Source organism: Nonomuraea sp. NPDC050540 (genome assembly GCF_044457485.1).
Classification (GTDB): domain Bacteria; phylum Actinomycetota; class Actinomycetes; order Streptosporangiales; family Streptosporangiaceae; genus Nonomuraea.
In genome coordinates this window covers 255,050-276,346 of record NZ_JBITHA010000006.1, presented here as the reverse complement: position 1 = coordinate 276,346, position 21,297 = coordinate 255,050, and the positions used below count along the sequence as shown (strand labels likewise).

The 21,297-nt window shown below is 70.6% G+C and carries 19 protein-coding genes; 6 read left to right on the top strand and 13 right to left on the bottom strand.

Annotated elements, in window-relative coordinates:
- The first annotated feature begins 290 nt into the window (after positions 1 to 290).
- From ACIBI5_RS22400 to ACIBI5_RS22375, 6 genes are all read left to right on the top strand, one after another.
- On the top strand, positions 291 to 3,476 hold the full coding sequence (locus tag ACIBI5_RS22400; protein ID WP_397249637.1) for a hypothetical protein: 3,186 nt from the start codon (positions 291 to 293) through the stop codon (positions 3,474 to 3,476).
- Complete coding sequence (locus ACIBI5_RS22395) at positions 3,473 to 5,023, top strand: DUF5722 domain-containing protein (protein WP_397249635.1); 1,551 nt, start codon at positions 3,473 to 3,475, stop codon at positions 5,021 to 5,023. Before ACIBI5_RS22400 ends, ACIBI5_RS22395 begins: the two co-directional genes overlap by 4 nt.
- Positions 5,024 to 5,389: 366 nt before the next feature.
- A complete protein-coding gene (locus ACIBI5_RS22390; protein ID WP_397249633.1) occupies positions 5,390 to 5,926 on the top strand; it encodes a TetR/AcrR family transcriptional regulator in 537 nt (178 codons plus the stop codon).
- Complete coding sequence (locus ACIBI5_RS22385; protein WP_397249631.1) at positions 5,923 to 7,455, top strand: MFS transporter; 1,533 nt, start codon at positions 5,923 to 5,925, stop codon at positions 7,453 to 7,455. The genes ACIBI5_RS22390 and ACIBI5_RS22385 overlap by 4 nt, the downstream gene beginning before the upstream one ends.
- Positions 7,452 to 7,931 (top strand): histidine phosphatase family protein, encoded by a 480-nt coding sequence (locus ACIBI5_RS22380; protein WP_397249629.1) that lies wholly within the window; start codon positions 7,452 to 7,454, stop codon positions 7,929 to 7,931. The genes ACIBI5_RS22385 and ACIBI5_RS22380 overlap by 4 nt, the downstream gene beginning before the upstream one ends.
- Positions 7,928 to 8,119 (top strand): hypothetical protein, encoded by a 192-nt coding sequence (locus tag ACIBI5_RS22375; RefSeq protein WP_397249627.1) that lies wholly within the window; start codon positions 7,928 to 7,930, stop codon positions 8,117 to 8,119. The genes ACIBI5_RS22380 and ACIBI5_RS22375 overlap by 4 nt, the downstream gene beginning before the upstream one ends.
- 334 nt (positions 8,120 to 8,453) lie before the next feature.
- On the opposite strand, the gene ACIBI5_RS22370 is transcribed toward ACIBI5_RS22375, so the two are convergent.
- The 13 genes from ACIBI5_RS22370 to ACIBI5_RS22310 all read right to left on the bottom strand — a co-directional run bounded on the left by ACIBI5_RS22370 (position 8,454) and on the right by ACIBI5_RS22310 (position 21,294).
- Complete coding sequence (locus tag ACIBI5_RS22370; RefSeq protein WP_397249625.1) at positions 8,454 to 9,065, bottom strand: TetR/AcrR family transcriptional regulator; 612 nt, start codon at positions 9,063 to 9,065, stop codon at positions 8,454 to 8,456.
- Between the two features lie 18 nt (positions 9,066 to 9,083).
- Positions 9,084 to 9,464, bottom strand: a complete 381-nt coding sequence (locus tag ACIBI5_RS22365; protein ID WP_397249623.1) for an SCP2 sterol-binding domain-containing protein — start codon at positions 9,462 to 9,464, stop codon at positions 9,084 to 9,086.
- 1 nt (position 9,465) lies between these two features.
- Complete coding sequence (locus tag ACIBI5_RS22360; protein WP_397249621.1) at positions 9,466 to 10,623, bottom strand: SRPBCC family protein; 1,158 nt, start codon at positions 10,621 to 10,623, stop codon at positions 9,466 to 9,468.
- Positions 10,624 to 10,863: 240 nt separating this feature from the next.
- Complete coding sequence (locus ACIBI5_RS22355) at positions 10,864 to 12,387, bottom strand: class I adenylate-forming enzyme family protein (RefSeq protein ID WP_397249619.1); 1,524 nt, start codon at positions 12,385 to 12,387, stop codon at positions 10,864 to 10,866.
- A gap of 23 nt (positions 12,388 to 12,410) precedes the next feature.
- Positions 12,411 to 13,850 (bottom strand): aldehyde dehydrogenase family protein, encoded by a 1,440-nt coding sequence (locus tag ACIBI5_RS22350; protein ID WP_397249617.1) that lies wholly within the window; start codon positions 13,848 to 13,850, stop codon positions 12,411 to 12,413.
- Positions 13,851 to 13,933: 83 nt separating this feature from the next.
- Positions 13,934 to 15,523, bottom strand: coding sequence for a sigma-54-dependent Fis family transcriptional regulator (locus ACIBI5_RS22345; protein ID WP_397249615.1), 1,590 nt, complete (start codon positions 15,521 to 15,523; stop codon positions 13,934 to 13,936).
- Positions 15,524 to 15,530: 7 nt separating this feature from the next.
- Positions 15,531 to 16,418: a dimethylarginine dimethylaminohydrolase family protein gene (locus tag ACIBI5_RS22340; protein ID WP_397249613.1), complete on the bottom strand. Its 888-nt coding sequence runs from the start codon at positions 16,416 to 16,418 to the stop codon at positions 15,531 to 15,533.
- Entirely contained in the window at positions 16,415 to 17,266 is an 852-nt protein-coding gene (locus tag ACIBI5_RS22335; protein WP_397249611.1) for a DUF1028 domain-containing protein, read from the bottom strand. Before ACIBI5_RS22335 ends, ACIBI5_RS22340 begins: the two co-directional genes overlap by 4 nt.
- A complete protein-coding gene (locus ACIBI5_RS22330) occupies positions 17,263 to 17,700 on the bottom strand; it encodes a YybH family protein (RefSeq protein WP_397249609.1) in 438 nt (145 codons plus the stop codon). The genes ACIBI5_RS22335 and ACIBI5_RS22330 overlap by 4 nt, the downstream gene beginning before the upstream one ends.
- Position 17,701: 1 nt before the next feature.
- Positions 17,702 to 17,917, bottom strand: coding sequence for a ferredoxin (locus tag ACIBI5_RS22325; RefSeq protein ID WP_397249607.1), 216 nt, complete (start codon positions 17,915 to 17,917; stop codon positions 17,702 to 17,704).
- A 3-nt stretch (positions 17,918 to 17,920) separates the two neighbouring features.
- Positions 17,921 to 19,153, bottom strand: a complete 1,233-nt coding sequence (locus ACIBI5_RS22320; RefSeq protein ID WP_397249605.1) for an NADH-ubiquinone oxidoreductase-F iron-sulfur binding region domain-containing protein — start codon at positions 19,151 to 19,153, stop codon at positions 17,921 to 17,923.
- A 3-nt stretch (positions 19,154 to 19,156) separates the two neighbouring features.
- A complete protein-coding gene (locus ACIBI5_RS22315; RefSeq protein ID WP_397249603.1) occupies positions 19,157 to 20,335 on the bottom strand; it encodes a cytochrome P450 in 1,179 nt (392 codons plus the stop codon).
- Positions 20,332 to 21,294, bottom strand: a complete 963-nt coding sequence (locus ACIBI5_RS22310) for an LLM class flavin-dependent oxidoreductase (RefSeq protein ID WP_397249601.1) — start codon at positions 21,292 to 21,294, stop codon at positions 20,332 to 20,334. The genes ACIBI5_RS22315 and ACIBI5_RS22310 overlap by 4 nt, the downstream gene beginning before the upstream one ends.
- Between the last annotated feature and the right edge of the window lie 3 nt (positions 21,295 to 21,297).

Here is a 21,297-nt window from a genome sequence, read left to right as displayed (position 1 = left end):
GGCCACTCGACGGCCCGCGGATGCTCGGGCAACCCTGGATCACGAGGGAGTGGGCCCCGTTCACGAGCTGTTGTGAACAGACGCTCACTAGGATATTGGACATTCGTTCATAAAAGATGGCCGCTCGCGTTCGGGTTTCGGCTCGGTGAGCGCCTGATTCGGCGGGCAGCCGGTGGCTGCCGTGGTGGCTGTCCCCCTGTCGGCGAACGCGAGGTTCGTCGCAGCGCGTGTCATCAACAGGAGGATTCATGGCTATACGGGTTCGTTTACGAAGGTTCGGGGTTCTTGCCGTGGCGTGGGTAATGATGGCCGCGTTCCTGGTGACCTGGCAGGTCGGCAGGGCTGAGCCGGCTCGTGCCGATCCGGGTAACACCTCGTTCTCCTGGCCACTCGGCGGCAAGTCCTACACCGGTGAGTGCAGAATCACCGCGAGCATGGGCTCACAGGTCGGTGCCGACGGCACCATCTATGTCAGTGGCCGCTTCCTCGGTTGCATAGGTGAGCTGGCCGGCCCGTGGAAGTGCCGGAAGCGCACCGGCCCGATGTGCCTGGGCGACGGGACACTGACGGTGGCGATATGGAAGGCCGGCAGCGACCCCTACCGCGGGGGTGACATGGTCAGCACCCCGGTGTGCATGACCGACAAGGATCTCGCCGGAAACCCGTGCGCCAGGACAGTCCGGATGCGGTTCACCGGGCCCGGCACCTACTGCGGCAGGGCCACGTACACCGACCTGCAGTACATGCTCAGAGAAGCGGAGAAGTGGGTGGCCGGCGGCATGCAGGGGCCGTCCCCCACGGACCCGACGGCGCGGGTGTGCCGGGAGATCACCGGTGTGCCGCCGACGTTCCCGCCGAACGACCCGCCGCCGCCGGACGATCCCCCTCCGGGGGAGCAGCCGCCGGTGGAGACGCCCTGCCCCGAGTTGCCCTCGGTCGGCAACCTGGCCGACGGCACCGTCCTGGCGACATGTGACACCGGGCGCGTCTACAAGATGGCCGGGGGTGCGCCGCTGTGGATGACGACGTGTGCCAACGGGCTGTGCCCGGGCAGGCATGTCAAGGTGACGCAGCGGATCGTCGACGCGGCCCGGCCGTACCCGCGCGATGGCGCGAGCGTCAGGGACGAAGGCGGCAACATCTTCAAGTTCGTCGGTGGCGCGCCCATCCACCTGTCCAGCTGCGCGCCCGGCTGCGGCAGCCCGGTGCCCGTTCCGGCCGGTACGCTTCAGCTTGAGCATCCAGGCAACCATCTGCGTCAACGCCCGGTGGACGGCGCGACCGCCCGCGACGAAGCCGGCCATGTGTTCAAGTTCGTGGGTGGGGCGCCGGTTCACCTGTCGAGTTGCTCGGTCGGCTGCGGACGCCCTGTGCCGATCACGGGGTGGAGTGTGGCGAACCTCGACCACATGGAGGCTCAGCCGCGTGACGGCGCGACGGCGAAGGACGAGGCGGGCAACGTCTTCAAGTTCGTGGGTGGCGCCCCGATTCACCTGTCGAGTTGTTCGGTCGGTTGTGGTGATCCTGTGCCGGTCACGGGGTGGAGTGTGGCGAACCTGGAGCACATGCTGCCCCATCCGCGTGACGGTGCGACGGCGAAGGACGAGGCGGGCAACGTCTTCAAGTTCGTCGGCGGCGCCCCGATCCGCCTGTCGAGTTGTTCGGTTGGCTGTGGTGATCCTGTGCCGGTCACGGGGTGGAGTGTGGCGAACCTGGAGCACATGCTGCCCCATCCGCGTGACGGTGCGACGGCGAAGGACGAGGCGGGCAACGTCTTCAAGTTCGTCGGCGGCGCCCCCATCCACCTCACCACCTGTTCGGTCGGCTGCGGCAACCCGGTCCCGATCACCGCGTGGAGCGTCAGAGAGCTGGAACACATGCGCCCCCACCCGCACGACGGCGCCACCGCCCGCGACGAGGCGGGCAACGTGTTCAAGTTCGCCGGCGGCGCCCCGATCCGGCTGGCCAACTGCTCGGCCGAGTGCGGCGACCCGGTGCCGATCTCGGCCGGCAGCGTGGTCAGGCTCGACCACATGCTTCCGCAGCCGAAGGACGGCACCACCGTCCAGGACGAGACGCTGCGCGTGTTCAAGTTCGCCGGCGGCGCGCCCCTTCAGCTGGCCGACTGCACGGTCGGCTGCGGCCACTACGTACGGGTGACGGCGTGGAGCGTGGACGCCCGCGACCACATGCTGGAACGGCCGGTCGAGGGCACCCTGCTGCAGGCCGCTGACGCCGGCAACGGCACCGTCTACCTGATGGTGGGCGGCCAGGCCGATGTCTCCGATCGGTGTCCCGGCGCGCCGGAGTGCGGCCGTGCCGTACCGGTGAACCAGCACTCGGTCGAGGTGCTCGCCGACCCCATCTCCAACAGAGGTCCGGCCTACGGCCAGCTCACCCGCTATCGAGGGCCCACCGGAGAGGTACGCAGCAGCTCGGGCTCCGTGCCGCCCGGCTACCGGTTCGTGGGCGCGTTCGGACATCTGTCACCCGTCCACGTACCTGGAACCCGGCCCTTGTACTCCTGCCAGACCGGGGCCGACCAGTTCAGCTCCCTGCGCGAGGACTGTGAGGGTGAGGGCAGGCTCGGCGTTCTCGGCTGGATCCACACCGACAGGCCGGCCGGGCGACCCTCGGCCGCGTTGTTCCGCTGCGTGGACAACAGGACCGGTGACCACTTCGACTCCCACAGCCCCGAGTGCGAGGGGCAGAGGGTCGACGGCCCGCTCGGGTACCTCGCCGCCTACGCCTCCCTCACTCGCTACGTGCAGACGTCCAAGCCGGGCGAGCATCGCAGCGCGGCCCAGGGAATGCCGTCCGGCTACTCTCCCGAGCAGGGGCTCGGACTGATCTCCATGATCCAGGTGGACGGCACGGCGCTGTTGTTCAGCTGCCGTATCGGCGACGAGGCGTTCACCTCACGCGATCCCGGTTGCGAAGGTCACACGACGATCGGCCCGATGGGCTGGGTCTGGACCGCGAAGCCCGCGGACACACCCGTCGTCGCCCTGCACCGCTGCGTGGTGGCGGCGACCGGCGAGCACTTCGACTCCCGCGACTCCGGCTGCGAAGGCCACCGTGTGGACGGTCTGCTCGGCTACATCCACGCCTACCTGCCGCTGGCGCGCAGCACCCGTGGCCCCGACCATCGTGCCTCCACCGGCGCGCTGCCGCCCGGATACCTGCTGGAGGCCACCATCGGCTACGTCACCGCCGTCGAAGAGGCGGGCACGCGGCCGCTGCTGAGCTGCCTGGACGACACCGAGGAGTTCGTGTCGGTCCGTCCTGACTGTGAAGGCAAGGTGGTGATCGGGCTGCTGGGGCACCTGTGGGTGGATCCGCCGCCGAGCGGAGCAGCGGTGGCCGTGTACCGCTGCAACGTGGCCGACAACGGCGACCATTTCATCTCCGTCCGCCCGGACTGCGAGGGACACGCGGTCGACGGGATGCTGGGATACGCGCGAGGCAGTCTGTGAAGGCTGCCCTGGCGCTGGTCGCCCTCATGAGCCTGCTGGCGCCGGTCTCGCCGGCCCTGCCGTACCCGGAACGCGACGCCTACCGGATCAAATCGGTGCAGCCCGATTTCTGGCCCGACAAGCAGGAGATCGCCGGCAACAACACCGGCGGAGTCGCGCTCAACCTCGTGTGGGCGCATTGGGAGCCCGAGGTGAAGGCCGCGCCATGCGTGGCCGGACAGCAGGAGTACGACGGCCGCTGTTTCACCGTGCCGGCCGACGTCGACGCCGAGGTCCGCGGGTGGAGCGAGCGCGGCCTCGTGGTGACGGCCATCGTGTACGGGACGCCGGCCTGGGCACGAGCCGGCAAACCGTGCACACCCGCCGCCCCGGGCTTCGAGATCTTCTGCACGCCCCGAGACCCGGCCGACTACGGCCGCTTCGCCGGCATGCTCGCCCAGCGTTACGACGGACGGCGTGGTCACGGCCGCGTCGCCGACTTCGTCGTCAACAATGAGGTCAACCACAGCACCTGGTTCGACATCGGCTGCGGGCAGGGCGTCCCGTGCGACGCGGGCCGCTGGCTGGAGGAGATCGCCGCGTCCTACAACGCCGCCCACGACCGTGTCGCGGCCGAACAACCGGCGGCCAAGACGCTGATCTCCCTCGACCACCGTTTCGGCGCCGAACTCGACGCTCCGGCGGCGGCCGAGCCGGTGCTGTCCGGGCAGACCGTCCTGCGCGGCCTGGCGGCGCGGACGGGCGGCAGGCCCTGGCGGGTCGCCTTCCACCCGTACCCGCCCAACCTGCGCGGGTCCGCTTTCGGCCCCGATGACTACCCTCTCGTCACCTACGGCAACCTGGGTGCCCTGGTCGGCTGGCTGCGCGCGACCTTCCCCGGTAACCCGGCCGCCTGGTCCGAGGTCCAGCTCACCGAGAGCGGCGTCAACTCCCTGGCGCCGTCCTCTCCGGAACGGCAGGCCGCCGCGGTGTGCGACTCCTTCCGCAATGTGCTGGGCACTCCCGGCATCGTCAACTACGTCTACCACCGCATGCGAGACCATCCCGACGAGGTCGCCGGCGGGCTGGCGCTCGGGCTGCGCAACGCCGACGGCTCGGCCAAGCCGGCCTGGTCGGTGTGGGCGTTGGCCAACCGGGCGGATCTTTCGCCGCCGCGGCTTTCGTGCGGCTTCGAGACCCTGCCCGACGTCAAGCTGGTGCGCGGCTTCCACTCCGGCCGAGGTCACTGGGCCTCGACCCGGCTGCTGCCCTCCGGGTTCACGGCCGAAGGCGCCTGGCTGCTGCGGCGCGGTCCCGAGCTGGGCACCGCGCCCCTGTTCGAGTGCGCGGTCGGAGGGCACAACCTGCTGAGCCGTGAACCGGGATGCGAGGGCCTGCGGCCGCTGGGGCCTGTCGGCTTCATCGCCACCACACCGTCGGACGGCCGGACCGCGCTCTACCGGTGCCGGGTGGCGGCCAACGGCGACCACTTCGTCTCGGCACGGGCGGACTGCGAGAAGCAGGTGCGTGAAGGTCTTCTCGGATATGCCGCACCCGTGCCGATCTGAGTCCCGGACGTGGTCGGGCCCGTCTGGTCGCCGCGGTGACCAGATGGGCCATCGGCATGGCGCCCACCCCGCGATCGACGGACTGTGGCATGAGCGACCTGACCGGAAAGCGGGCCGGCGCGCGAATGGCAAGTGGGGCGATGGCCGCGGTGCCGACCGGCGGCGGGCACCACCACTGATCCGCTGGGTGGTGCCGCCCTCCGATTCGCCCGGTACCTGACCACGATGTCGTCTCGCGTCGGCTGCGACGTGGAGCACATGCCCCGTGCCCGTTGAGGCACCTCAAGGTGGCCATGAGCCCGACTGATGGAACAAATCTGTTCCAGTTGGAGCTAAATACTTTCATTAGGTGCTATTTTGTTCGCTATGGAACGAGATCTGTTGCTGCGAAAGGTGGCCACCGCCCTGGCGAATGACCTGAGCGTGCCTCTGGGCGACCTGGCCGCGCGCGCTGGAGTGGGGAGGACGACCTTGCACCGTGCCTTCCCGACGCGCGAGATTCTGCAACGCGACGTGGCACGGTTCGCTGTCGCGGAGGTGGCCCGGATCTACGACAGGATCGGCCTTGACGACGACCCCGTCGAGGCGGTCCTGGAGAAGATGGGAGATGAGGTACTGGATCTGGCTGTCGCCTTCACCTTGTTGTGGGCCGAGCCGCCGATCACCGCGCTGGCCGACCTACACGCCGAGGCCGAGACCCAGGACGAGCGCTTCGCCCGTTTCGCCGCTCGCGGGCAGGCTGAAGGGAGCTTCCGCAAGGATGTTCCCGATGGCTGGATCGGCTACTCGATCGGCGCGCAGGCGCTTGCGCTCTTCTACGCCGTGCGGTCGGGCTTTGTCGGCGGGCGCGCCGTAAAGCGGCTGTTCGTCACCACGGTCATGGGTGGAGTGGGTGTGCGATGACGTCGACGGAAACCCGCGATGAGCGCGCCGATGCCGTCACGCACAACCGGTGGTGGGTGCTCGCGGTCATGTCGGCCGCCGTGCTCATCATCGTGATCGACATAACGGTGCTGCACATCGCCTCTCCCAGGATCGCCGAGGCGCTACGGCCATCACCGGTATCGCTGTTGTGGATCATCGACGTCTACCCTCTCGTCGTGGCGCCGCTCCTGGTCGCGGCGAGCACCTTGGGCGACCGGTTCGGGCGCAAGAGGATGCTCATCGTCGGGCTGGTGGTGTTCACGCTGGCCTCGGCGCTCGCCGCCTACGCCTGGTCGCCGGCGGCGCTGATCGGCGCCCGCGCCGCCCAGGGGCTTGGTGGCGCGCTGGTCATGCCCAACGCGATGGCCATCATCCGCGCGGTCTTCCCCGACCGTCGGGAGCGGGCCCAGGCCATCGGCATCTGGTCGGCGCTGCTGGCCGGCGGCGCGGCCGCGGGCCCGCTGCTGGGCGGGTTCCTGGTCGAGCATTTCTGGTGGGGCGCGGTGTTCCTGATCAACGTGCCCGTGCTGGCCGTCGTGTTGCCGTTCGCCGTCCGCCTCCTGCCCGAGAGCCGCCACAGCGCGCCCCCACCGTGGGACACGCTCAGCGTGCTCCTCGTGGCTGGCGGTGTGCTCGGCCTCGCGTACGGCATCAAGGAGGGTGTACGGCACGGCTTTCTCGCGGCGTGGTCGATCATGTCCCTGACCGCCGCCACCATCCTGCTGATCCTGTTCGTCATGCGGCAACTCCGCAGGGACCAACCCCTCCTCAACATCCGGCTGTTCACTCGCCCGGTCTTCGCCGTCTCGTCCGCCGGGGTGCTCCTGGTCGTCTTCGCGCTGGTGGGACTCGAGCTCTACTTCGCTCAGTATCTGCAGCTCGTGCTCGGCCTCAGCCCCTCGCAAGCGAGTCTCCGGCTGCTCCCGTTGCTGGCCGCGACGTTCGCCGGCTCGCTCATCGCAGCTCCTGTGCTGCAACGACTCGGCACCCGGATGACTTTGGCGGCCGGGTTCGGCCTGTCCGCCGCCGCGCTCCCACCGTTGCTCGCGCTGGACACCCGGCCCAGCTACGCGCTCCTGTGGATCCCGTTCGTTGTTCTGGGGCTGGCTCTCGAAGCGGCCATGGTCGCGGCCAACGACGCGATGCTCTCCGCGGTCTCGGTGGATGACGCGGGTCAGGCGGGCTCGATCGAGTCGACCGTCTACGAACTGGGCGGCGGCATCGGGGTGGCCGTCCTCGGCGCCGTGGGCGTGGCGATCTACAGCAACGTCATCGGCCCGGTCGCCGGCCTCGCTTCGAGCGATCAGGCCATCGTGCGAACGTCGATCACCGAGGCGGCGGCGGTCGCCCACCGGCTGCCCGGGACCGCCGGGCAGGTCGTCCTGGATGTCGCCCGTGACGCCTGGCTTTCAGGCTTTCGCGCAGTGGTCGTGGTGGCGACCGTGCTCATCACGGTGGGCGCGCTGATGTCACTGATCTTCGTGCCCCGGCGCAACCATGCGGAATGATCCTCAGGACGGGCTGTGGCCCGCGCGGCAGGTCCACCGCCCCAGCCGTCACCCATCCGGAGGCGACCCACCACGTCGAGAGGGTCGTCGGCGGCTGGCATGATGCGCAGCTGACACCAGCCGGGCTCAGCGCGGCGGCCTTGATCGCCCGAGCGTTGCGGGCACAGATCCCCGAGCGCGCCGAGGTGGAGCTGTTCTCCTCGGATCTGCGGCGTACCCGGCAAACGGCCGAGAAGATCGCCGATCTGTTCGGCGTGAACCCGTTCCTGGATCGCAGACTGCGGGAGAAGTCCTACGGCCAGGCGGGAGGACGGCCACAGCAATGGCTGGACCAGCGATTCGTCCCGCCGCCGGCCGTCGGAGAGCGGTTGGACCATGACGAGGGCGTCCAGGGAGCCGAGACCAAGGCGGTTTGGGCACAGCGCGTCTACGCGGCCATGGACGAGATCGTGCGGAGCCCCCTGCGAACATCGTGACGCACGGTGGGTCCCTGACCTTCGTCGTCGCCGCCTGGATCAAGATGCCGATCGAGGCGGCCGGCTACGCCGATTTCCGGGCGCCCTCCGGCAGCATCACCACACTGCGCCAGGACGACTTCTTCCACAACCGCCAGGTCGCGAACCTCGGTGACACCCGCCACCTCGACTCCGCCAGAGCCGGCTGACCTCAACCTGACCCCGCTGCGACGGCTACCAAGGTGGAGCGTGTTGCCGCCGAAGCAGACTGTCCTGTGGTTCTGCGCCCATCCGCGAGAGCCGGGCCCAGGCGGCGGGCCACCAGGACTCCTACGGTCACGTTCGACTACCTGTTGTGGGATGGCACTCGCCGGGCCGGTCTTCCAGCCAAGCTTTGGTGATGCGGATCGCGGCAGCCGTACATCCGATCGATGCGGTTGACTTCGAGGACCACGTGATCTGACGGGACGTCGGCGGCGGGACGATCTGGGGGGTTCCGCGTGACAGTTCGGGCCGAGGTGGCCTGGGACCGCGGAAGGTCTCCTAGGGGAGGACGAGGGCGTTCGCCTGCTGGTGGAGTTCGGGCAGGCGGGAGGGGTCGTTCAGGAGGGCGGTGAGGGCGAAGTCGATGATGTCGGGCGGGCTGACCGCGATCTCCGGCAGCGCCATCGCGTCGAACAGCACCAGCACCAGCCGTGCCCCCGTCACCGGGTTGACCGGCCGCACGTCGCCTTCGCGCTGTCCCTGCACGATCAGGTCGGTGACCTGCACTTCGAGCCGTTCGATGAGTTTGCGTTCGGCCGCGAACCGGTCGCGTTCCAGCTCGGGCGTGGTGAGGATGGACACCAGCACGTACGGCGAGTCCAGCAGGTGCTGCAGCGACTCGCGCAGCCATCGATGCAGTTTGACCGCCGCGGGCGCCGCCACGAGCTCCAGCGAGTCGCCCACGGCCAAGGGCCGCTCCAGGCCCAGTCTCACGAGTGCGGCCAGGATGTCGTCCTTGGCGGAGAAGTGCTTGTAGATGGCCGGCTGCTTGACGCCGACGGCGGCGGCGATGTCGCGGGTGGAGGTGGCGGAGTAGCCGTGCGTCGCGAAGAGCCTGGCGGCCGTGCGGAGAATGCGCTCGGCCGACGGGCTCCATCGCGGTGCGGGCATGGAGGCCAGACTAGCCGGTCACAGTTCGGTGGCCGCGCGGAGACGGGCCATCGCCGCCTTGAACTCGGGCGCGTCCATGACCGGCATCAGCGTCATGGCCTTGACCATGCTGCCGGTGAACTTCATCCGGCCCTGGGCGAACGCGGCCTCCTCGGTCAGTTCGCCCCGCTCGATGAGCACGCTGTCGTCGTAGGTCATGGTGATCGTGTAGTCGGGTTTGTCGAGGGTGCCCAGCGCGACGTCGGTCACCCGGCCGTGCTCCAGCACCCAGTAGTAGTGCACGTCGCTGTCGCCGGTCAGGACGTACTGCAGGCGGGCGTTGCCGCCCCGGCGTTCGGGAAGGTCCTGGGTCTCCTTGAGCACGAGGTCCATCCAGTCCTTCGTGAGGTAGCGCGCCATGTCACAGCTCCCCGGGCCAGGCGTTGCCCTGGCGGGTCAGGGCGCGGGCCAGGTTCTTGTAGAAGGCGATCACGCCGGCTTCCTTGGGGCTGAGGTGGCCGCGTTCGGCGAAGCGTGAGGTGACGCCGCGCTGCACGGCTTCGAGTCCCGTCTTGTCCTCGTCGTTGACCATGGTGGTGAATGCCTGCTGGGCTCTGGCGAGCGCTTCTGGATCTACCGAAGCCACCAGTTCGGGCGGCATGAGCATGCCGCCGCGCACCTGAAGGGTGTCGATGGACTGCGGGATGAAGCTGAGCCAGACGATCTGGTCGCCCAGGCCGGCGAGGCCGCCGGTCGGGAAGGACAGCAGGAACATCGCGTGCGCCTTCTCCACCTCGCCCAGTTTGAGCGCCTCCGGCTCGATGGGTTCGACGAACGGGACGCGGGCATGCAGCGCCCAGGGCGAGTACTGCTTGACGTAGATGTCGCCGCCGCCGGGCATGAACGGCTCCAGGGTCTGCCGATGCAGGCCGATGACGTGGTAGTTCTCGTGGCCGTTCTCCAGCGCGAGCTTCCAGTTGGCCTGCCATTCCTCCGTGAAGGAGACGACCTGGACCAGGTCGCCGATCCGGTAGTTCCCGAATTCGGGCGTGGCCAGGTCGAGGTGCGGGCCGATGGGTTCGGCGGCGGCGTCGAGGTTGACGTAGACGAGGCCGTTCCATTCCTCGACCGCGAAGCCGGGCAGCCGGCAGTTCTTCGGGTCGAAGTCCGGGTTCCCGCCCATGTGCGGCGCGCCGCGCAGCCGTCCGTCGAGGCCGTAGTTCCACAGGTGGTACGGGCAGGTGAAGGATTGGGCGCGGCCGGCTCCCGGCCCCACCAGGGGCATCAGCCGGTGCCGGCATACCGGCGACATCGCGTGCAGCGCGCCGTCCTTGCCGCGGGTGACGACGACCGCCTCGCCGGCGATGGACAGCGAGACGTAGTCGCCGGCTTCGGCGAGCTGGTCGACGTGGGCAACGTGCATCCAGGCGCGGCTGAAGATCCGCTCCTTCTCCAGCTCCCACATCTCGGGCGAGGTGTAGGCGCGCGGCGGGAGGCTGATCGCCGGCGGGTCCTCGTCGAGGTAGCGCCGCAACTCGGCAAGGATCTCCTCGGTTCCCTCTGGAGCGATCACGGTCATGGTGAATCCTCTCATGGTGCGTTATCAATCGATAACCTTCGACAAGGATATCAGTCGATAACCATTCGTCAATGGGAGCTGAGGGCTTCAGCTCCGGGAACCATGCGGTTCCCGGCGGGGGCGCCGCACGATGAGCCGGTCGTCGGGCGCAGCCGGAGACGAGGTTGCCGAACGGCTGCGGGTGACCGAGTCGCTCGGCGGCCGGTGTCTCTCCCGGGATCTGTCGTGTCCGGTGGCCGGTCAGCCGATCCGATCGGCCAGCTCGATCAGTTTCCGGCGCATGATCTTGCCGGTGGACGTCTGGGGCAGCGCCGTGACGAACTGGATGGAACGGGGAAGCTTGTAGGCGGCGAGCCTGCCGCGGCAGTACGCGATCAGTTCCTCCGGGGTGGTCGTGGCGCCGCCGGACAGGACGACGTAGGCGCGGGCGGTCTCACCCTTGACCTCGTCGGGAATCGGTCCGACCGCGACCATCGCCACGGCGTGGTGTGCGGCCAGGACGCGTTCGATCTCGGCGGGATAGACGTTGTAACCCGCCGTGATGATCATGTCCTTGCGGCGGTCGACGATGAAGAGATGGCCGGTGCCGTCCTCATAGGCGATGTCGCCGGTGCGCAGCCAGCCGTCCTCGTCGATCGTCTCCGCCGTGGCCTCGTCGTCGCCGAAGTAGCCGAGCATGACCAACGGGCCCCGCACGAGCAGTTCCCCCGGTGTGCCGGCCGGTGCGGTGCGGGAGGCGTCGCCCAGGTCGCCGATCCGCACCTCGACACCGGGCAGGGCCACGCCGATCGAGCCGGGGCATGGCTCGGCGCCGGCCCAATGCGTCGTCCCCAGCCCGGACAGCTCGGTCATGCCCCACAACTCGATCAGCGGGGCGCCGCTGACCCGCTGCCAGCGATCGATGGTGGAGCGGGCGATGGTCTGCCCGCCGACGGTGCAGCGCGTCAGAGAGCTCAGATCGGCGGCGCCGATCCGCTCGTGGGCCAGCAGCATCGCGTACATCGCCGGTACGCCCTCGAACATGGTCACCCGGTGCTTGGCGATGAGTTCCAGCACGGTGGAGGCGTCGAAGCGTTCCAGCAGCACGACCGTCCCGCCGGAAAGGAACGTGCTGTTGATCGCCACGTTGCCGTAGACGTGCGGGGCGGGCAGCGCGGTGAGGAGCGTGTCCGCCGCGGTTCTGCGGTGCATGCGGGCGGTCAGCTCGCAGTTCAGCAGCACCGCGTGCTGTGACTGGACGGCACCCTTGGGGCGTCCCGTCGTGCCCGAGGTGTAGCCGATCGTGGACGGCTGCTCCCGGCGCACCTGTACGGGCTTCGGCGGCGCGGTCGTGGCGAGACAGCCGGCGAAGGCCTCGGCGCCGGGAGGCGGGTCGTCGAAGCAGACCACCGTGCGCAGCGTGCCGACCGCGTCGAGCACCCCGCCCAGGGCGGCGAGCTGGTCGCGTGCGGCGAACAGCGCCACCGCCTGACAGTCGCGCAGGACGTGGCGCACCTCGTCCGCGGTGAGCATCACGTTGATCGGGTTCACCACCGCGCCGGCCCTGAGCACGGCGTGATAGGCCACGACCCACTCCCACCGGTTCTGCGCGTACAGCGAGACGCGGTCGCCGGGACGGATGCCGCGCTCGGCCAGCGCCGCGGCGACGGACGCGGAGGCATGGTCGAGCTCGGCGTAGGTCAGTTCGCGCGCCGCCGTCACCAGCGCCGTCTTGTGCGGGAACAGCGCCGCGCTGTGCGGCAGGATCTCACCGGGCCCGTTCATCTCAGCCATCCTTGTCAGGGATCTCAGACGGCGTCGGGCCGCTTGTTGAGGGTGACCGTCTGCCAGTTGGTGTACTCCATCAGCCCGTGCAGCGAGTTCTCACAGCCGATGCCGGACTGCTTGTGCCCGCCGAAGGCCTGGGCGGGGGAGTACTGGTGCACCTCGTTGAGCCACACGGTGCCCGCGTCGATCTGCCGCCCGATGCGCTCGACGGCCTCCAGGTCCTTGCCCCACACGCTGGCGCCCAGGCCGTACTCGGTGTCGTTGGCGCGCGCGATCACGTCGGCCTCGTCGGTCCAGCGCACCAGCGGCAGGATGGGGCCGAACGGCTCCTCGCGCATCAGCCGTGAGTTCTCCGGCGGGTCGTCCACCAGGGTCACGGGCACGAACCAGCCCCGGGCGGACTCGTCGATCTCGCCGCCGAGCGCGAAGGTGTACCCGTTGCGGGCGCAGTCGTCGAAGTACTCCTTGACCTTCTCGAACTGGGGCCTGTTCTGAATCGGGCCGAGGTCGGTGCTCGGGTCGGCGCCGTCGCCCACCGTGATCGTGCGGGCGTAGGCGACGAGAGCGTCGCGCACCTGCTCGTAGACGTCGGCGTGGATGTACAGGCGCTTGGCGGCGTTGCAGAACTGCGCGTTGTTCTGGAACGCCGCCCAGAACAGTTGTGGCGCGATCTTGACCGGGTCCACGTCCGGCAGCACGATCGCCGGGTCGTTGCCGCCGAGCTCCAGGGTGATCCGCTTGAGGTTGCCGGCCGCCGAACGCATGACGTGCCTGCCGGTCTCGGTGTTGCCGGTGAAGGCGATCTTGTCGATTCCGGGATGCGCGGTGAGCCGCTTTCCCAGTTCGTCGTCGCCCGACAGGACGCTGAACACACCGGGGGGAAGCAGGTCCTGGACCAGTTCGGCGAGCTTGAGAGTACACAGCGGGGTGAACGGCGAGGGTTTGACGACGATGCAGTTGCCGGCCACGAGCGCGGGGGCGATCTTCCACACCGCGAGCAGGATGGGGAAGTTCCACGGTGTGATGCCGCCGACCACGCCGAGGGGTGTGTGGCGGGTGATCACGCGCCGGTCGGCGGTGTCTTCGACGACCTCCTCGGGAAGGGACTGGGCGGCGATCGCGCGCAGCCACAGGATCGAGCCGAAGACCTCCCACATGGCACCGCTGCCGGGTTTGCCCTGCTCGCGGGTCAGCAGCGTCATGAACTCCTCGGCGTGGGCCTCCAGCCGGTCGCCGATGGCGCTCACGATCGCCTGCCGTTGGGGGAGCGGGGTGGCCGCCCATGTGGGGAAGGCCGCCCGCGCCGCTTCCACGGCCTGATCGAGCTGCTCCGGGCCGGCGACCGGCACCTCCGCGATGGTCTCGCCGGTCGCGGGATTGACCACTGTCGAGGTGGTCACGGACCGCTCCGGCTTTCCGTTGATGGTCAGGACGTAGTCGCCGTCGAACTGAATGGACATATCAGCCTCCCGCAGGTCATTGCCTTTGGCAGCCATCGTGGACCGGGACGAGGGCCGGTAACTGTCGCGATCCGATACAGCGCTCAGCCGAGGCCGAGCTCCTTGAGCCGGCGATACAGCGTGGTCCGGGCGATTCCCAGCATCGCGGCGGCGTGAACCTTGTTGCCGCGGCAGCGGTCCAGGACGGATCTGATGGTGTCGAACTCCGCCTGTTCGAGCGCGGACAGCCGCCGCCTGGGGCGCCGGAAGGTGGTGGGCAGGTCCAGCTCGGTGATCACCCCGGCTTCGGTACGGCGGGCGAGCTCGGCCATCACGGCCGACAGTTCCGCGAGGTTGCCGGGCCAGGTGTGGCGGCTCAGGGCGTCCAGGGCGGCGGGGGTGAGGTGGGTCGTGCTGCCGTGGCCTTTCAGCAGCGCGCGGGCCAGGGCGGGGATGTCGTGGCGACGCGAGCGCAGCGGGATGGTCTCCCAGCGGGAGGCGCATCGCGCGGCCGGGCCGATCCGTTCGCCGGTCAGCTCCTCGACCGGTCCGCTGGTGAGGGCGTACCAGCCGGTCGTGCCGTCCAGAAGGTGAGCGAGCGTCGCCGCCGTGGGATCGTCGAGCAGATGGATGCCGTCGATGACGACGAGGTGATCGGGGCCGCGATCCAGCGCGGAGGTGATGTCGCCGGCCGACAGCGACGCGGCGTCGAGCACGGTGCTGGGGTGATCTCCGGCCAGAGCGTGCGCCGCGTACGTGCGCCCGCTGCCGGGCTCACCGTGGATCAGCAGCCTGCGGCGCCGCCGGCGGAACGGCTCGAGCGGATCCGCGGTCCCTTCCGTCGCGCGTGTGCGGGGCACGACCGGCTGTGCCCGGCCGGTGTCGATGGCCTCGAACAGCACCGCCCGTACGGCACCCGGAACCACTGAGTAGCGTGCGCGGACCGGGATCCCGGCGCGGCTGTGGAGCAGGCAGACGCCATGGTCGCCGGTCAGTTCCCGGCCGAGCTCGCGCAGGATGGCGGCGTCGAACGTTTCGTGTGCCGCTCGATTGGCCATGGTGATCCCATCGCCCACGACGATGACGGGCGCGCCGGTACGGGCGGTGCGGGCGCGGAAGGCGGCCAGCATGCGCTGATCGGAGAGCCTGCTTCCCTCTATCAGCCGCTGCTCGATGCCGCGTACGGCCTGGGCGAGGAAGGGTTCGAGCAGTCCGGTGGCATCCCGCGCCAGCCCCGTCACGTCGAGCACCCCCTCCAGCCGGCCCGTCACGGGGTGGGTGACGGGATGGCCGTAGCAGCAGAACCCCTTCAGCCGCTCGAGGAAATGCTCGGGACCGACCACCGAGACCCCGCGGCGGAGCTCGAACGCGGTCGCCAGCGCGTTGGTCCCGGCGACGTCCTCGGTGTAGCGGCACCCGGGCACCGCGAACACCTCGTCCAGCGCGTCCGCAAGTCGCGGGTCGCCGAGCCGCCGATCCACGATGCGGCCCTCGCCGTCGGCGAGCAGCACGCTGAACCGGGTGTTCCGCAGTTGCTCGGCGACGGCGTCGAGCACCGGCTTCGCGGCCACCATCAGCCTGCTGCCGGAGTCGACCTCCTCCAGCCGTTCCCCGGCCACGCCCGAACCGGGATCGAGACCGCACAGGGCCGCACGCCGCCATGAGCGGGCGATGTCCGGACGAAGGCCGGCCACGAACGGCCTACTCCCTGACCAGCGGGAGCGTCGCGCAGTGCAGACCGCCGGGGAAGCGGGTGATCTCCGAGAACTCAACCGGGACGGGGGTGACGCCGTGCCGGGACAGCTCGGCTTCGAGCCGCTCGTGCCCGGCCTGGATGATGAGCCGGTCGGGCCCGAGCGCGACCGTGTTGACCGCGAGCGCCCGCATCTCCTGCGGTGTCACGGTGATCAGTTTGAAGCGGCTCTTGAGGTGGTCGAGGCTCTCGGCGTCGAAGGCGGCGGGGCTGACGAGGCCGACGTCGGGCGAGGCGAGGGTGAAGTGCACGTCCAGATGGACCACGCCGCGGTGGGTGAAGCGCATCGGCACCACCTCGCGCGACAGGCCGGCGGCCGCCATGGCCCTGCGCAGCGCCTCGGCCCCTGCCTCATTGGTGCTGTCGCCGATCCCGACCAGCACCTCGGAGGGGGTGACAAGGACGTCGCCGCCCTCGATGTGGCCGGCGTCCAGCGCGCGTACCTTGGACATGCGCGAGTGCAGGCTCAGCAACGCCGCCTGCTCGCGGCGCCGGGTGGGTGTGGCCGGGCGGGCCAGGAAGAAGACGTCGTCGATGGCGAAGCCCATGTCCCTGGTGTACATCTGGATGACGCAGTCGACGGGAGCCGCCCAGTGGACGTTCACGTCGTGCGCCTCCAGCACCGCGATGAGCTGGGCGTGCTGCTTGGCCGCGATCGTGGGGTCGGGGGCCTCGATGGAGTAGCGGGCGTACAACTCGTCGAGGAGCCGCTGGTCCCCGCCGCCGCCGTCGACCCGGGCCTCGCTGATGAGGTCCTCCATGGTGAACGCCTTGCAAGGGCCCAGGATCACCTCACGGAGCACACCGATGTCGCTGGTGACATTGATCTCGATCATGATGTTCTCTCCACGGTGGATGTGATGCTGCGGTAGAGCTCCCCCCAGCCGGGGCGCCGGCGGACGAGCTCGTTGAGCAGGAGCCGATCGGGACGGCCGGCGGCGGCCAGCGCGACGCACCGCCAGAAGGACGGCTCCCGGTTGCCCGTGCCGAAGGCGTCCTGGGCCAGGTCGAGATCGGCCAGGATCGGCTCCGGCTCGCTGCCGGCGAGCATGGCGGCGATGGAGGCGTGCATCAGCCGGTCGCCGCGCCAGAGCCCGTGCAGGCGCTCCAGCTCGGCCAGCGGGTCGGGGTGGTCGTCGACGCGCAGGTCCAGCACGACGCCACCCTCCGCCGTCCCGTCCACGACGCGCACAGCGGCAGCCTGTCTGCCGCGCACGTCACCACCCGCCTCATCGGCAGCCCGCATGGCGGCCAGGAGTCGCTCGGCCAGTGCGCCCGGCGTGGTGGTGAACCGGTCGACCATGACGTCCCACAACCCGTCGGCGGCGAGCATGTTGCCCTGGGCCACGACGCCCACGCCGGCCCGCCGGCCGGCGTGGGCGACGCAGGCGCCGCCGGTGTGCCCGGCGGTGCGGCCCTGGACGTCGACGAGGCCGATCTGGCGCAGCGCGGCCTTCTCGTCGTCGATCATGGCGAGCTTCAGCGCCAGCGGCGGCGCCAGCCCGTTGGCCAGCAGGTCGGGCAGCAGCCTGCCGTACCGCCGATCGGTGAGCGCCTGGGTGACGCCGACGCCTACCCCCGGGCGGGCCCACGGAACCACCGCGCCCACCCCCAGCGAGTGCGAGGCCACTGCGACGCCCAGTTGGCCGGTGCGTGCGCAGCGGGCGGCCAGGGAGAAGGTCATGACCCGCCCATGACGCCGGGCTGGTGCGGCGAGCCGTGGTAGTGGATCATCTTCCAGTCGCCGTCGTGCCGCCGGTAGACCTCGGTGGCGCGGTAGCGCTGGTCCAGGTCGCCGCCCGCCTCCTCACCGCGCGGCCCGAAGTCGACGGTCAGCCGGCACAGGTAGCTGACCACGGCCAGATCACCGCCGACCGTGATCCGCTCGTCCCACGCCTGCGAAACGACCTTCTGGGGTACGGCCTCGCCCGCCATCGCGATCAACTGCTTCCAGAGCTCGACGATGCCGTCGAGGCCGAAGAAGTTGCTGCCCAGCGTGTTCCACATGACGAAGTCGTCACCGGCCAGATGGGCACGCAGCCAGCCGATGTCACCGGTGCCGTTGGCCGTCACCCAGCCGTCGTGCAGTTCGCGGATACGCCGCTCGTCGTCGCTCATGTCACACTCCTTTGGTTGGTCCGCCGGGGGCGAGGCGGCGGATCGCCTGGGCGGGGCAGGCCTCAATGGCCTCCCCGGTCGCCGCCTCCAGCTCCGCCGGGACGTCCTCCCGCGTCGCCATGGCGTAGCCGAAGTCGTCAAGGTCGAAGACCTGAGGCGCGATCTCCACGCACAGCGCGTAGGCGGCGCATTTGGTGCCGTCGACGTTCACGCGCATCTGTCAGTCCTCCTCGGGTTCGGGTGGGTGCACCCGGAAGCGGGTGTCGGCGCCCACCGGCAGCCGGGCGCAGCGCGCGCACGACTCGGCCAGGTGGTGCCGGATCTCCTCCGGGAAGTGGCGGAGCAGGCTGTCCGCGGTCAGGCAGGCGGCGTCGAGGGTGCCGCAGGCGCCGCGGCCGCGCAGCCGCCGCGCCCACTGCTCCAGCCGGTCCACCTGCTCGGGGACCGCGGTGCCCGCGCGCAGCGCCGCCGCGGCCCCGGCCATGGCGCTCGTTCCCTTGAAGCAGCTTCCGCACTGGCCGGCGTTGGCCCGGTCGAAGAAGGCCAGTACGTCGGCGGCGGCCGCCACCGGGCAGTCCTCACGCCCGATGGCCACCAGGGCGCCGCAGCCGAGTGCGCTGCCGATGGCGCGCATGGCCTCGTGGGTCAGGGGCGTGTCCCCGGCCGAGGGCGGCAGCAGGCCGCCGGAGAAGCCACCGGCCAGGAAGCCCCGGCAGGCGTCGAAACCGAAACGGGCGGCCAGTTCGGCCGGCCGTACCCCATGAGGGATCTCCGTCAGCACCGGCGCGCCACCCGAGCCCGAGAGCGTCACCAGCAGGCCGCTGCGCCGGAAGCGGGTCAGCAACGCCATCCTGGCCAGCGACTCGACGTTGAGCACCAGCGTGGGACGGCCCGCGACGCCCTGTTCGTAGGGACGGGGCGGCTTGGCCGTGGGCTTGGCCGGGCCGCCGTCGATCGCGCGCACGAGCGCGGTCTCCTCGCCGCTGACGAATCCGGGCTCGGCGTCGAAGACCTCTGGCGGGCAGGCCGGCCGGCGTTCCTTCAGCGCCAGCCGTACCGATCGGGCGGAGAGGGCGTCGGAGACGTAGAGGATCGCCCGGTCGGCTCCCACGATGCGGCGGGCGAGGAGCATGCCCTCGATCACCAGGTGGGGGCGGGTGCGCATCAGGTAGCGGTCCTTGACGCTGGCAGGCTCGCCCTCTTCCCCGTTGGCGACGAGCACGCGCGGCCCGCTCGCCGCGCGGACCGCCTCGATCTTCGCGGCGACCGGGAAGCCCGCGCCGCCGCGGCCGCGCAGCGCGGCGGCGCGGATGGCGGCCAGCGCCGCCTCCGGTGAGTGGTGCAACGCGCTGTCGCCACCCGAGGCGAGATGCCGGGCGAGATCCTCCCTGACCTTCCCCCGTACGGCCGCGCCGCCCCCGGCCGGTACGGCCACGCGGGTGGTGATGTTCATCGTTCAGCACCTCCTGATGGGCAGGCGTTCGAGGGTGCGCAGCGCGCCGGCCGGTGCCGCTCGCACCGGCTCATCCGGTCCGGCCTCGAAGGACGGCCACGCGGCCAGGAGCGCGCCGAGCGCGACCTGCGCCTCCATGCGGGCCAGCGGCGCGCCCAGGCAGTGATGCGTCCCCATCCCGAACGCCAGGTGCCTCCCCTCGCCGCGGGTGATCAGGAAGCGATCCGGGTCGGGGAACTCGGCCGGATCCCGGTTGGCCGCCGCGCCCAGCAGGATGACCGCGGCCCCGGCCGGGATCGTGACCCCGTCCAGCTCGATCGGCGCGCGGGTCACCTTGAGCCCGAACTGGAAGGACGGTTCGAACCTGAGCACCTCCTCGACCGCCCCGGCCACTAGCGACGGTCGGGTGCGCAGCAGGCCGAGCTGGCCGGGGTGCCCGAGCAGCACGTGCACGGCGTTGGCGATGAGCGCGGTGGTCGTCTCGTGCCCGGCGTTGAACAGCAGCAGGGCGCTGGAGACCACCTCCTGCGGCGTCATGACCGCGGTGAGCGCGGTCAGCAGATCGTCGCGCGGCTCTCTCTTGCGCCGTTCGACCAGGTCGAGGAAGTAGCCGGTCGACTCGGCCAGCGACTCCGCTGCCGCCGCCAGCACCGCGGGCGGCACGACCGGCGCCAGCGTGCGCCCGGTGATCTCGGCCCTGCGCACGCACGCGACCCGGTCCTGCTCCGGCACGCCGAGCAGTTCGCCGATGAGCGCGGTCGTCAGCGGCAGGGCGAACTCCGACACCACCTCCAGGGAGGTTCCGGCCGCCTTCATCAGCTCGGAAGCGTGAGCCTCAAGCCCGGGACGGAGCGCCTGCACGGAGGCGGGGGTGAACGCCTGCTGGAACAGCTGCCGTAGCCGCCGGTGCTCGGGGTCGTCCATGAAGACGAACATCGAGCGCTGCCAGCGGGCCACCGGCCCGTCCACCCCGTCGAGGTGCCGCTCGGCCCAGTCCCGATAGTTGGGCCGGGCCGCCGGGTTGCTGGTGGCGCGCGGGTCGAGCAGCAGCGCCCGCACGTCGGCGTACCGGCTGATCAGCCAGATGCCCTCGGGCGTCAGGTGGACCGGGGCGTGTTTGCGCAGTTCCCGGTAGAGCGGATAGGGGTCGGGCGCGATCAGGCTCGCGAGGGTGTAGGTCATGGCCGGGCCGTTCCGAGAGACTCCACCAGGCCGGGCAGCAGCTCGGGCGGGTTGACCAGGCCGAGCGCGACCTCGTCGATCCCGGTCGCGGCCAGGCGGGCCAGCGCCTCGGGGAGCGTGCTCGGCGTGGCGACGAGGGCCAGTTCGCACAGGGCGGCAGGGGTCAGCAACTCGGCCATCCGCAGTCGGCCCGCCTGGGCGTCCGCCAGCGCGGTGGGGTCGAACAGGCCGGGTGCGGTCACCTCGAACCCGGACGGGCTGAACCCGGCCAGGATCGGCCGGAGCATCGCCGCGGCGCTCTCCTCGTCCTCGCCGATCGAGCCGAGCACCGTCGCCGAGATCCGGAAGTCCGCCCGGTCGCGCCGGGCCTGGGCCAGCGCCTCGACCACGGAGGACACGGCACCGGCCAGGTAGCCGAGCGAGGCCCCGGCGGTCAGCGAGACGCCGTCGGCGACCCGCCCCGCCAGATCCAGCATGCGCGGCCGTACGGCCAGCAGATCGATGGCCGATGGCTCGTGCGGCGGGGCGACGGCGCACCCGGAGAAGCGGTGCCCGGCCAGTTCCCCGTCGACGCGTTCCCCGGCCAGGAGCCGCCGCAGCGCGTCGACGTACTCGCGGGCGACTCGCAAGCCCTGGCGGTGGTCGCCACCGAGCATCCCGGCCAGCAGGGCGTCCCCCAGCCCGACCTGCGCCCGAACCCGTCCGGGAGCGAGCGCGGCCAGCGAGGACAGCTCCATCGCCAGCAGCGCGGGATGCCGGGCGATCGGAGCGGGCCCGACCAGGCCCACCTCAAGGCGGCCGGTGCGGGCGAGCACCGCGGCGGCGGGCACCACGGAGTCGGTGAAGCCGAGATGCTCGCACATCCACACGCCGTCCAGCCCGGCCGCCTCCGCCGCGGCGGCCGCGCGCAGTGTGGGCGGCAGCGGCCCGAAGCCGCTGAAGCTGAGGCTCAATCGCACGGT

Excerpts from the sequence above, each read along its gene's own strand:
- ACIBI5_RS22355 (WP_397249619.1), bottom strand. The coding sequence starts at position 12,387 with ATGAACGGGCCCGGTGAGATCCTGCCGCACAGCGCGGCGCTGTTCCCG.
- ACIBI5_RS22385 (WP_397249631.1), top strand. The coding sequence starts at position 5,923 with ATGACGTCGACGGAAACCCGCGATGAGCGCGCCGATGCCGTCACGCAC.
- ACIBI5_RS22350 (WP_397249617.1), bottom strand. The coding sequence starts at position 13,850 with ATGTCCATTCAGTTCGACGGCGACTACGTCCTGACCATCAACGGAAAG.
- ACIBI5_RS22325 (WP_397249607.1), bottom strand. The coding sequence starts at position 17,917 with ATGCGCGTGAACGTCGACGGCACCAAATGCGCCGCCTACGCGCTGTGC.
- ACIBI5_RS22320 (WP_397249605.1), bottom strand. The coding sequence starts at position 19,153 with ATGAACATCACCACCCGCGTGGCCGTACCGGCCGGGGGCGGCGCGGCC.
- ACIBI5_RS22330 (WP_397249609.1), bottom strand. The coding sequence starts at position 17,700 with ATGAGCGACGACGAGCGGCGTATCCGCGAACTGCACGACGGCTGGGTG.
- ACIBI5_RS22380 (WP_397249629.1), top strand. The coding sequence starts at position 7,452 with ATGATCCTCAGGACGGGCTGTGGCCCGCGCGGCAGGTCCACCGCCCCA.
- ACIBI5_RS22365 (WP_397249623.1), bottom strand. The coding sequence starts at position 9,464 with ATGGCGCGCTACCTCACGAAGGACTGGATGGACCTCGTGCTCAAGGAG.
- ACIBI5_RS22360 (WP_397249621.1), bottom strand. The coding sequence starts at position 10,623 with ATGACCGTGATCGCTCCAGAGGGAACCGAGGAGATCCTTGCCGAGTTG.
- ACIBI5_RS22340 (WP_397249613.1), bottom strand. The coding sequence starts at position 16,418 with ATGATCGAGATCAATGTCACCAGCGACATCGGTGTGCTCCGTGAGGTG.
- ACIBI5_RS22315 (WP_397249603.1), bottom strand. The coding sequence starts at position 20,335 with ATGACCTACACCCTCGCGAGCCTGATCGCGCCCGACCCCTATCCGCTC.
- ACIBI5_RS22370 (WP_397249625.1), bottom strand. The coding sequence starts at position 9,065 with ATGCCCGCACCGCGATGGAGCCCGTCGGCCGAGCGCATTCTCCGCACG.
- ACIBI5_RS22390 (WP_397249633.1), top strand. The coding sequence starts at position 5,390 with ATGGAACGAGATCTGTTGCTGCGAAAGGTGGCCACCGCCCTGGCGAAT.
- ACIBI5_RS22335 (WP_397249611.1), bottom strand. The coding sequence starts at position 17,266 with ATGACCTTCTCCCTGGCCGCCCGCTGCGCACGCACCGGCCAACTGGGC.